This window comes from Paenibacillus oryzisoli (assembly GCF_001653565.1).
Lineage (GTDB): Bacteria > Bacillota > Bacilli > Paenibacillales > NBRC-103111 > Paenibacillus_E > Paenibacillus_E oryzisoli.
In genome coordinates this window covers 43,970-56,705 of sequence record NZ_LYPB01000081.1, presented here as the reverse complement: position 1 = coordinate 56,705, position 12,736 = coordinate 43,970, and the positions used below count along the sequence as shown (strand labels likewise).

The following is a 12,736-nucleotide window of genomic DNA, read 5'->3' as shown; positions in this document are numbered from 1 at the left end:
TTCTTAAAATATGCCTTCTTCTCCAAATTTTTTGGATAACCGATTGGCGAGTACGACTAGAATAAGGCCAACGACTGATTTGAACACACCTATGGCCGTCGAATAACTATACATCCCGTTCAGGATACCAGCGGTGTAGACATACGTATCAAATATCTCAGCTACTTCACGGTTGAGCGAGTTAAGAAGCAAATAGACATGCTCGAATCCAAGCTCAAGAATATTACCAAGCTGCAAAATAAACATAATTAGAATGGTGCTCCGGATCGACGGCAGTGTGATATGCCACAATTGCCGCAAACGTCCTGCCCCGTCCATACGTGCCGCTTCGTAAAGATGCGTATCCACCCCTGCCAGTGCAGCGAGAAAGATGATCGTTCCCCATCCTGTATCGCGCCATATATTTTGCAGGATATACATCGGGATAAATTTGTCCGGGTCCATCATAAACGTAAAAGGTTCAAAACCGAGTGAAACGATCCACTTCTGAAATACGCCATCATGGGACTCAAACAATACATAGAACATACCGATAATGATTACCCAAGACATGAAGTGTGGAATGTAGATCAGCGTTTGGATCGCTTTCTTGAACTTTTCCTTCCTCAGTTCATTGAGCATAAGCGCTACAATAATCGGCATCGGAAAGACAACGATCAGATGGATGAGAGACAAGACCAGCGTGTTCTTCAGTAGTTTGAAGAATGTAGGTTCACTGAACAAACGGATAAAATGCTTCAAACCTACCCACTTACTACCGGATATCCCCTGGAACGGAGAGTAATCCTGAAACCCAATCGCAATTCCCCACATGGGACCGTATTTGAATAGTAAAAAGTAGACAATCCCCGGCAACAGCATCAGATACAGCCACCGATCCTTGAGTAGCTTTCCCGTCAGGCGATTCAATCTTCTCCTTTTAGCAAGTGCGTCAGCCTGTTTATGTGCTGAATAATCGATTGCAGCCATTATGTCGTTCACTCCTTCTGTCTAATGAATCATGCCCGCCGCATCCTTCCGGAGCGACGATTACAATTTCATATTAGTGACCGGAGGAAATATCCGTCTATAATCATTTGTTCAGGATGGGTTATCATCCTGCGTCCCGCGTATAACTAACCCGTTTTGATCATTTGATCGACTCGTCCATCAGGGATGATTGGGTAATAGAAAAAGCCCCAGTGACTGTACGAGCTCACCGGGACTATCTGATCCTGCCGACATCTTTCCGCGGCAGCTTTATTTTCAAGCTTTATAATAATCCTCCCATAGTGGGGCGATATACTTTTCTAAAGTTTTCACAACGGCATCTCTACGACCCTCTTCGACATTTATAGTGTCATTTGCAATATCATTTCTAATTCGTATGAGCACAAATAATGGAGGCAATGCAGCTGCACGAAGAGCTTTAATCATGTTTTCTTCTTGTGGCGTAATCGTCATATCGTAATCAGACTTCCTTTCTGATAGATCTCTACTTGGAATAACTTCAGTATAAACGTTAACATTAGTGTTAGAGTCAAGAGGGGCCGCGTATGTTGGAGCAGCAATTGTGTTACACTGTTGAAAAATTGAGATAGAGGTGATCCACTAGCCTAATACCGAGGCATATTCGGCCTCCAAAGGCGGTATCTCTGCACTAACCCATGCGATGGCCATTAGTTTAGGGGCTACGATATTCGCGTCAATGCGATATCTCCAGGGTGGATTGAAGCAAGGGCCGAGGGCAGTTTTATTTCAATGTAAATGCTGCACGGAAATAGGCATCTCGAGCTAATCCCAAGTACTATGCATACCAATGCTGCTAGAAGGCAGCCCACTTTTACTACCATAAATTCCCATAAAGTCGAAGGAAATTTATACAAATATGATTACTTCCATCATACACCAATCGATTCCTCTTTGTACCACTCGCTATAGGGCCAAATACGTTAGAAAAAGCCCATGAGTTGATTAGACTCATGGGCTTTCGTGTTTACAACTTATTAGTGACTAGGTACTACGTATACACTGCCATCAGACAACACTTGTACAGTGCCCGAAGCTGATTCAATTTCACGAAGTGCCCAATGCTCCTGCGGAACATCCGGCCAGCTTGATGACTTCACGTCGGCTGTCGGTCGCTCGAACAATCGGTTTAATATCGTCACTGCTTCCGCACGATTCAATTGATTATCCGGGAGGAAGGTACCATCGGAATAACCTTGTAAAATGCCTGCTTGCGAAGCTTGCTTAATCGCTTCGAAAGCCCAGTGCTCTTGCGTATCGCTGTAACCTGCATAAGCAGTGTTTCCAGTTGCTCCAACTGGAAGCAGTCTAGCAGCAATGTTAGCAATCTCGCCGCGAGTAATCGCATCGTTAGGACGGAAGCCGGTATCATCCCCGAGCATCACTCCTGCGCGCTGCATGTTGGCAATAGCTTCAGCAGCCCAATGTCCTTTGGCAACGTCCGGATAACCACTAGGTTGTGCCGAAACTGATGCAATGTCCGACTTAGCAGCGCCAATACGATTCAAAATTGTCGCCAATTCCGCACGCGTAATGGCTTGCGTTGGGTGGAATGTGCCGTCTGGGTAACCGGACAAATACGGTTTCAGAGCTCCAGCTCCATTTTTCTGAATAATGGTAAATGTACTGAATTTACTGATCTCAATAGCAATTCCGATTGGTTTACCATCCGCATCATAACGGATTTCTCCTTGCGTAAGCACCTTTTCGCCGTCGCTATGTTCAATATACACAGCAAGTCCATCCAGTACTTGTTTCGCCGCTGCTGCGTTTTCTGGCAAACTCAAATTATTCAGTGGGAACACGACTTCCGTCTTGTATCCCGAATAGTTGGTCTCAATCTTAAGCGGTTGACCAATAATGGTGACCGATCTACCTTCTGCATCTTTGAGAACCAGATCAGCGGATTGCACGCGTGTTGTTACTTCACTGCGCTCAGCCTCAGCACGGACCGGAACAATTCGGAAGTAAGCATCTTTTCCGTCTTTGCCCATTTGCTGTAGGGACTCTACTGATACGGTGATCTGCCCATCAGGCAGCACCAACTGCAGCGCCATTCCTCCATCTGCCAGCAAACTTACCGTCTCCGCATTTAAGCTGACAATTCGCTCATCTGCAGGACTATCTGGCAAGTCTGTTACATAGATGCGAGCAACTTGATCCTTATTCTCTGTAGCCTTTTCCAAGATCTTACGTGCATCTGAAGTACTCAATTTCACGGTATCTAGCGCTTTGCGATCTACCGATTGGGTTCGCACGATGTTGGTTTGGAACGTCCAACCTCCCGAACTTCCCGCAACCGTCGTTTGGCGGATTCCATTATCACTAGATTCCGGTACACGTTTTACGTCGATGGAATATGTCTGAGAAGACTTAAGATCGGCTGATTCCACATTGACGATAATCGTATTGTTTCCAATTTCAATAACAGGTGTAAAAGTGCCGCCGCCTTTACGTTTTACATTGCGCACCGTTACAGTCGCCTCTGGATCATTTGTAATCGCCTTGATTGTGGCGCTATAGTTTTCAGTAACTGAAATCGTTCCGTATTTCAGCTTGTATGGCGTAAAAACACCATCCAAGAGGGTATCTGCCTCTAAGCTCGCCAGTAATGGCGGCTGACCAGGCACTGTCTGCTTACGCAATACAGATACAATATAGGTGAGTGCGGTGCTATCTTGAGCTTCCACCTTAATCGTAAAGGTTTGTGCTTCCTTCGTAAATGGAAGTGACATGACAGTTCCGTTCGTTACCTTTTGACCATTAACATAGATGACAGCATCCGATTGTGCAGCAACTGGTAGAAGCTTAAACTCACCAGCTGTATAAGGTACAAGAACCTCATAATTTGCTACTGCCGGGTTGAAGTCAGTTAACAACTGAGCTCCGTCCGTAGCGAGTCCCAAGCTTTGCAGTTGCGCATTGCCACTTAGTTCTCGAACAACGGTTACTTGGTAGTTACGTGTTTCTGATCCGTCTGGTGAGGTCACAACCACAGGGATTTGATTCTCGCCAACTTGCAGCTGAATTGCTTGAGAAGCTTGCCCGCCCTGAACGGATTGACCTTTGACCTTAATGCCCGAACCGGCTTTGATTGCACCAGGTGTCAAGGTTACTGTGTCCACGGTATTATCCACATAAACGGCATAGTTTTCTTCCGTCCCAGTGAAGGCTTTCGCCGGTAGTACATCTCCCGGTTGCGAAGCCGTGGCATTATTCAGCTTCAATGTAGTCAATAATGCTTCTTTGGAACCTGTTCCATCAAGATTCAGCGTGTAGGACTTGTCTCCTGCGCTAACGGAGTGTACGTTGATAGATACTGATTTCCCAGTAGCAGGTACGGTGATATCGACATAACCGCTCTCAGGAACTATCGTGCCGTCGATCGTCACGACAGAAGTAGCAGCCATCGGAACTGCATACACACGAACATTGTCTGAATAGGCTACTGCTTGATATACGGTTGTACCAAATTGATACGGCGCACTCATCTGCGCATTGCCCGTTGTCAATGCCGCAAGATCGCTAGGAGTTGCCGGAATCGCTTCAGGTATACCTCGGATGATTTCAAATCCATACTCGGTTTTGTTGCCAACTCCATCAGTAGCCGTCATCGTAAACTGTACGCGATCCGTCGATGCTCCCCACGCTAATGGTGCGTAGTAATAGAATTTTCCTTTATCATCCAAGGGAACATTCGTACCATTCACCACAAGCTTAGCTCCCACATCTGTTTGACCAGTAATATACATTCTGCTGATATCTGTGATAATACCATTCAGTGAAATCGGCTTGCCTTCCGCATCATTGCCACCGGAAGCGATTAACATCGGTCCAGTACGGTCAACGAACACTTTGCGGTATGCCGTAGAGCGGTCACCGCGCTCATTCACAGATTCAACCAACACGTTATATTCTCGTTCTTTCAATACCGCAACTCCAAGCAGATCTTGAAGAACGAATGCGGCAGTTCCTCCTGCTGCTACTTGTTCATTGCTGCCAAGCTGCTGTCCGTTTATGAACAAAGTCAAAGTAGCGTTTTGATCAGCAGTCACCTTCAAGGAGGCTTGTTCTGCCGCAGTAAGCATCAGTTTCTCTTTATTACCGTCATATGACGTATACGCTTGTTCAATAACCGCTTTTGTGCCAGCATCAATCGCCACAGACAACGTTGGCGGTTGTGGAACTGGCAAATCTGCCAATACACTCGCAGACGTCGGGCTGAGCACAATACGTCCTTGTTCATTGCCAAAAGCTGAGACAGAGATATCGTATTTTTTACCAGGAGTTAACTCGGTAATAACAGCATTCTGCTCACTTCCCGCTTGAGGCGGCAGATCCATGATTGGAACTGCAGCTTTACCACTCGCGCTTTCACTAGCCCAAACGCGATAAGCTGTCACATCACCTGCAATCGAAGCCCAACGCAAGGATACTTCTCCATTTCCAGTAGAAAGCACCTCAAGTTGCTCAGGTGTACCCAGCGTAATAGGAGCAGTCACCTCTACAGTTGCATCCGTAATAACATGAATAGGTGCTTTATCTGCACTTTCTCCTACAACAGAAAGATAATAAGTTCCAGGCAGCAAGGAAGTCGGAAGATCAATCGCTTTACTTCCGGACGAAGGCAAACCGCTTTGAATAACTTCTCCAACCCACTGATCAGCACTGTCTGTTAACATCATGGTTACTTGCGCATCAGACGATGCATTCTCCATAGACCACGTTACTTGAATACGATTTTCCACGCCAGCTACAGCATTTACCGAAGCTTTAATATCAGGCAGAGGAATTAATTTCTGAATTTGCAGATCAACTTTTGTAGCATTTTGAATCATCCATTTGCCAGCTGGTGCATTCAGGAGCGACACATAAAGTGTATCCCTGCCATCATTCACTGGATTTGGTGTCGAGATCTTCGTCTGTTCTAGTGGATCTCCACTTGAGCTTGCACTTGATACTCGATCTGATGCGGGCTGTAAATAGGCGTTACCATCAGGAGCATCGAAGTTCAGCGTGTACGGTGAACCATCAGGTGCTGTAATGACGGTATTAGCATTGCCGCCGCTAACCGTTAGCATGTAATTGCCATTCTCAGCAATTTCTAGATATTTGCTGAATCGGCCTTCCATCCCCAATGGTTTAATTGACTTGAACTTCCTAGTTGACTTGTAGGCAATAACACTTGTATAAGAGCTGCTTACAACTTTCCACTGTCCCTTCAAATCAACATCGTCTAGGAAAATCGTTTTCTTCTGCTGCGATTCGTCATACAGAACATTCATTCCTGGCAGACCCGTATTAGGTTGAAGCTTGTAAAGATCACCTTTGGGCGTATACAGTTTTGTCTGTTCATTTGCGCCATAAATCTCTACGATTGCTTGGCCATTATCTGTCTGAGTCATGTCAAACACGGTAGGGTAAACTTGATCCTGTACCCACTGCATGACATCCTCTATTTTTGTTTTGGACGGAACACTGTTTAATACGGCGCTTGGACTTGTGCCTGCGCTGATCATCCAAGTTCCTGCCTCGACCGCATCCACCAACGTGTACACGTACCCCTTATCGTCGAAAGCATTCCAATCCGGATCGCTCTGTGCTGTGTGTAAACTATAAGGCCGTCCATCCGGCTTATAGACAATAATATCGCCTTGAGCTTCACCAACTTTAAGGACGTAACTTCCACGCTCTTTCACTGTAAGAGAAGTAACCGAGCGATCTGGTGTTTGCGCCCACAGCTTCGCCAATTCATCCAACTTCAGCGAATCGCTGGCAAATAACAATTCATTCACTTGAATGTGACTATTACCGCTTGTTGTCAGACTCCATTTGCCTGCATACAACGATACACGCATATAAGTCATTTGGCTGTCAGCATCATAACTGATTTCTGGATACACAGTCTGCTCATAACTTTGTTTAGATGCAGTACCTTTCAATGCAGCAGTTCGTTGATCTCCTGTTAAGGCAATAAGTGCCGTGTAGGAACGATCCACTGTAAAAGAAGCCGTCGACTTCCCACTGGAAGCATTGGTTTCTGTTGTGATCAGTGGTGTTTGATCTACTGACGTGAGCTGTCCATTCACAATGCGCGCTTTCGCATCGATATGGACCGAATCATCCGGTTGGAAAGACAGACTTACCGGTGTTAGGTCAAATACGCGCTTCAGCGGATTGGCAGCAGCAATTCTGACATCGTTAAGCTGTTTGCCCGAATCTGTATTCTTTAAGAACAATTCTTCCGCTATGTCCAGCCATGGTTCTGCTGCGTCCATAAAATCAGAGACATTGTTCATGAAATCCAGACCTTTTTCCCACCACGACTTCTTAGGCGGCTCTGCTTCCACTTCGAACAGAATCGTATTGTTATTGAACGTATACTTCAGATTAGCGCCTACCCCGTTATGTCTGAAAGTACCATTAATGCCCTTTTCATTTACACTAAGTGCAACGTTACTCACTGTCGCTCCGCCAATACGCGGAATTCCTTTTGGAACATAAACCGTTCCTTTAATAGCACCGTTGAATCCCTTTTGATTAAAAGAGTACGTGCCAATGGCTCCTTTGACGACTTCAAAAAGGTTGATATCGCCTTTCGTTGCAAAGCCCGGCGCGGAAAATCCTTTGATGCCAGCGGTTGCTGGATTCACTACGGTTTGCATGTCCATGTTCTTCACTGGCAGCCAATAGTAGTATTCCGTTCCGCTGCCGTTAAAGCCGTAGTTCGATAGATTCATATCAATGGAATCGGTACCAATTAGATTAAACTTGTAATTGGCCTGCGGATGCTTCATTTCAGGAACAATGAGATCGTTCACAGATCCAGTGACACTGAACTTCTGAGGAATCTGCGATTTATCTGCAAGTTTGTCCACGTTACCGAATAGATAATTGACTTGTAGACCTGTCGAAGCAAGCTTCACTTTCTTGTACATGCCAAAACTTACGCCATCCAAACGTCCTTGTTTGGTTTTCATATTCAAGTCGAAGCTTAAGTTCGTATCTGGCAAGCTGCCTGTTCCCTGAACACCGACATAAGGAATGCGGCTTTCCACAACGAATTTCGTATCACTTGCTTTGATTGGGCCCACCTGAAAGCTATTCTTCATCGTGTAAGTACCCGACAAATCAAAGCGGTTATTTCGGAATATCAGGTTATCAAACGGCACCGTTTCCTTAGCCTTTTGAGTTCCTACTTGCAAGCCGATTTCTAAATCACCCGTTAAACGCAGGCCGTCCTTTGTAAAAATAAACGAGCTTGCTTTGACCGGCATGTCCATGTTCAAGTAGTCTGTCGCTGCCGAGCCGCTCAAATCCAAAGCGAACTTGTCTGACGTGATGGTAAATGGCCCCTCATGAATCGTGTAAGACACATTCGAACCGAGTGCTCCACCGCCGTTGACATATAAGCGGCCATCGCCGGTTATTGTCGCTGGTTGTTTTGTTTTGTCCACGGAAAGACTTGTCCCTTTGAACATTACTGAGTCATTAATGATTACCGGTTCGGTAGTGTCATTAAGTGTATAGAGACCAGCACTATTCGGATTCTCCGTAAACGGCCCCTGCAGACCAAGACTGTTTGCCTCGTTGCTAGCTGACGAGCTCGGCACATCTACTCTAGCGAAGTTTCTTGGTTTGTAGAAGTCTAATGCTGTTATCATCAAACCTTCAGTAAATACATAATCTTCATAGAAATCATGCTCCAGGTGTATATCATATTTGCCCGGCGGCAATTCATCCTTCCATGTCAATTCCAACTGGCGTTCATTAATAACATTGTAAATAAGGGGATATTGCTTGCCGTCCTTACTTTGCAAATAATAATGAATATCTGCTAACGGTTTACGAAGTAAATTAGGTATACCTACACCGATTGCGACCAATCGCATCTTATCTTTCACATGCAGAACCGAAGCGCCTACGCGATCAATATCGACATCCGGTTTTACCATACTCGGATCATCTTTCATAATAAATCGTTTTATTTCCGTATAGCTCTTACCAATTTCATTTGTTGCATAGCCACGTGTTTCATATTCTTGATGCCACGTAAGGCCTTTTAATTCTACCGTAAAGGAGCTCGTCCCTTCTTCTGTACCCGTATACGGTACTTGAACCCAAGGGCCGAATTTCTCTGGTATCACTCCATCACTTGGAAAATACTCTCGGTACTCTCCCCCTCGTGCTGTAATGTCTTTCGTTCCATCATCATAAACATTCGTAATTACACTGACGATATCATTCGTATGCTTTGGATCAAACTGAAGAATCGGATCCACCGTAAGCTTAACACCTGGCGCTGTCGGAGGCGTATATCCGTACAGCCAAGTTTCGTTCTTAATAGCTGCGGGCTCAGACCCAACTACAGATCCGAAAACTTTATTCATAATATCAATTTCATCACGATTTCCGCCAAACATGACGAAATTTTTGCCGTCAAACGCCATGTTGGCATTGGTTAATGGAAAAGGCACCTGATTGGGTTGCCCCTGGACCTCATAAACCTTTCCCTTATCGTCCATATTGCTTTTATACATAACTCCGGTAGAAAATTTCAATGGAGCAGTTTCCCACTTAGTTCCATTCCAGCCATAGGCCATACTCCCCCTCGTAGGTGGATATGTGCTCGATGGCAGCTTTAATTTCGGAACCAATTCGTTATTGTAAGTATGAACATAATCGCGTTCCCCGCCAAAAAAGACAACACGCCGTCCGTCATAGGCCATCGCCTGCCCCCAACGTCCGTAACCCTCTGGACCAGGTGTCGAACTCCAATTCTTTGCTTCCCTGTCCCATTTCCATAATAATGGAGAGCTGTCATCGTGCGTGATCGTTTTCGTTGTTTTCGTACCTTCACTCGTATACTCTTTCGTAATAGAACCTGCGTTTCCACCATAAAGCACAGCAGTTTTGCCGTCAAAAGCCATCTGCCCGCCATATGCAGCAGGGGGCTTGTCATCAGGCGTAGCCTGCGTCCAGCCGGTTCCATCCCACAGCCAAGTATCGTCCTGGAGATGCTTAGAACTTCCACTGCCTGAATATCCGCCGAACAGGACCAACTGATCGCCGTTATAGGCAAGCTGAGCTCCTCCGCGAGCTATTGGTGAATCAGTAAGTCCTTGAACTTGCTCCCACTTGGCTTCCATACCATCCCACAGCCAAGTATCACCTAGCAACGTGCCAGACTGACCCTCGCCTCCGAATAGAAGAACTTTCTCAGTAGCTGGATCATAGGCCATGACTGCGCCTTTGCGTTTTGATGGAGAAGGAGTTAGATGTTGAAGTTCCTGCCATGTTTTCTCATAGCCATCCCATATCCAAGTCTCATCGAAAAGGCCGCTATTCCCCTGACCTCCGAACATGACTACATTCTCAGCCATCTCGTCGAAAACCATGGATGCACCTTGTCTAGCATCAGGTGCAAGATTCGTTGTTACTCTCTGCCAAGTATAATCCGTAATTTTTGTTGCAGGACCGTATGTATTCTGCAGCACTGTGTTAGTCCCGGGAGCCACATCTTTAGCTTGAGCTACACTCGAACCGCCGTACAGAAACGGTATGTACTGGAATAGCAATGCAGCAATTAATAGTTTGGCCCATCCGGTTTTGCGACGTCTATTCAACGTTTATACCTCTTTTCCTGGTTTTCATCAACAAATGCACAAGTATAGTCCTAAAACACCACTCCTAATTACCTATTTCTTGTGGAAATTTGTCGATGTTAATAATGTTTATATCGGTATTGTATCATTTAATGTTTAGAAAAGTATTAATTTTATAATAGTTTTTGTCGAAATTATGCAACCAATGTCCTATATATGTTCACTTATTTGCAACTTATTAACGCTCAACTGCATAAGAAAAGAGCCGCCACATGGCAAGCCCTAATGAATCCCTCTATTTTTCCAAAACACGATTTAAACATGACTTATTTATTTAAAAAACTCTTCTGGATAGCAAGGTCTGAACTTAACTACCTTGTCGACTTACCGAAGTTTAAATCTGACCAGATGATCGGTCAAATGTTCGCGTTCTAAGATTTCAATCTGTTTGCTTCCTATTAGGTCAAAATGTGGATATTCATCACGATAATGGATGTAATCTGGATTTAAGCCATTCGCCAAGCACCATGCCTTCAAGCGTTCAAGATCACAGCATCCCACCTTAGTGATTGTCTTCACTCCTGGAAAGCGAGGTTCTATCCAATAATGCGTCAAGAAGGCAATTTCCCCCTGTAAGCATTTGCTTTTCCATTCATTCAGCTCTTGTCGGGATACTCCGAAAGCCATATCATTAATCTCCTATTCAGTGTAAGCGTCATGAAACCTAACCTTGATTACCCTCTACAGCGATCAGTAGAATCGCGGCAGCTAACCCCAGTCTGCGATCTAGCTTCTTGTCGTCAGCAGAGAAATCAAGATTTAACTTTTGGACAAAAGGATTAAAATTCTGTTTGAACTCCGCCACCTTGGTTCCGCCAATCTCAATGTGGTAATGTTGCGGGATCAAATTCGTTAGAAACCTTCGCAGAAGAGCAAGCAGCGAATTATCCTCCTTCATTAATCCGATCTCCGCATCATTCGGGCCCATAATAATCCATTCATCTTTGAAAATTGATTTCAACCCTTTGCGTCGCAAAGAGCCTACCTTTTGCCCAGTTTCTACATCAACTACGTCAAAGACTCCTGAGAAATCAATAACACTTCGTGCTTGAATACTGATCAACTCAGTTTGCATCGTTTCATCGCCATATATTCGAATATCTTCCTTCAGCTTGAAGGCTTTCATCTTTGAGAACAGAATTGCCCTTTCATTAGCGTCGAATATGTCAATTTTAGCGCCGACTAGAGAGAGGATCTGTTTTCTAATCACGAACTTGTGATGGTTAAATTTCGGATTCAAGTCTTCACCCCCTGCTATAAGTAATAAAAGCTTAGATTCTCTTTCAATAACGCCACCAATAACTACGGCAACAATCTGATTCTAATACCCGCTGTATAAAATAATATCGCTTTAAATGTAATAGCAATCAAAATAACCATGAGTCCTGCTACTACAATGGCCAGACGTACTTTCCCCTCATCTTTAAAGAGTAATAATAAACCTTTATATACTACAATTCCAAGGAATCCACCTACACTATTCAAAATAATATCATCTATATCTGTTGCCCCAATGCCAAATACATATTGGAACATCTCAACAAGTACACTGACTAGAAAAACAATACCTATACTGACAGATATTTTCTTGTTCCTCTTTAGTAATTGTAGATACATGCCCAAAGGCATAAACAATATAATATTGCCCAGTATATTCGACATTACGATAATAGGCGAAACATTTTTCTCGTTTAATAGATAATTATATATCGTATTAAAGGGGATTACATCTACAGATCTATGGTACATTCTGTCTGGACTGAATAAGTCGAATGGCGAAACATACTTAAAAAGAAATACAAGCAGAAACAGATAGATATACGCTATTAAAAATACACCAAATAATATAAATGAAATCAGATTTCGTTTTCTAAACATCATCACTTTCAACTCCGCTACAATTGTTCCATCACTAATGGTGAAGATGGTTTTCGATGACAAAGAAATGATTGAACATACCTATTACACGTATTTGATTGCCCTCATCTCCGAAAATATAAGATTCCGCTGTCATATAGAAAATAAGATGGGTTAGTTTTGAGGTCATCAAATCATTCTTAGTA

At 44.2% G+C, this 12,736-nt stretch carries 6 protein-coding genes and 1 pseudogene; 1 reads left to right on the top strand and 6 read right to left on the bottom strand.

Annotation, left to right across the window (positions count from 1 at the left end):
• Positions 1–3: 3 nt before the first annotated feature.
• Positions 4–969 (bottom strand): ABC transporter permease, encoded by a 966-nt coding sequence (locus A8708_RS24345; protein ID WP_068667912.1) that lies wholly within the window; start codon positions 967–969, stop codon positions 4–6.
• A gap of 276 nt (positions 970–1,245) precedes the next feature.
• Positions 1,246–1,443: a hypothetical protein gene (locus A8708_RS24340; RefSeq protein WP_068667911.1), complete on the bottom strand. Its 198-nt coding sequence runs from the start codon at positions 1,441–1,443 to the stop codon at positions 1,246–1,248.
• Positions 1,444–1,594: 151 nt separating this feature from the next.
• Here A8708_RS24340 and A8708_RS36620 point away from each other — a divergent pair.
• Positions 1,595–1,713, top strand: a pseudogene (locus tag A8708_RS36620) (SDR family oxidoreductase); the annotation flags it as partial.
• Between the two features lie 272 nt (positions 1,714–1,985).
• Here the strand turns inward: A8708_RS36620 and A8708_RS24335 are convergent.
• From A8708_RS24335 to A8708_RS24320, 4 genes are all read right to left on the bottom strand, one after another.
• Entirely contained in the window at positions 1,986–10,634 is an 8,649-nt protein-coding gene (locus A8708_RS24335) for a cadherin-like beta sandwich domain-containing protein (protein ID WP_068667910.1), read from the bottom strand.
• Positions 10,635–10,997: 363 nt separating this feature from the next.
• Positions 10,998–11,300 carry a hypothetical protein gene (locus A8708_RS24330; protein WP_068667909.1) on the bottom strand — a complete coding sequence of 101 codons (303 nt, stop codon included), beginning with the start codon at positions 11,298–11,300 and terminating at the stop codon, positions 10,998–11,000.
• Positions 11,301–11,337: 37 nt separating this feature from the next.
• Positions 11,338–11,913, bottom strand: coding sequence for a hypothetical protein (locus tag A8708_RS24325; RefSeq protein WP_068667908.1), 576 nt, complete (start codon positions 11,911–11,913; stop codon positions 11,338–11,340).
• A 62-nt stretch (positions 11,914–11,975) separates the two neighbouring features.
• A complete protein-coding gene (locus A8708_RS24320) occupies positions 11,976–12,551 on the bottom strand; it encodes a VanZ family protein (RefSeq protein WP_068667985.1) in 576 nt (191 codons plus the stop codon).
• Positions 12,552–12,736: the final 185 nt, after the last annotated feature.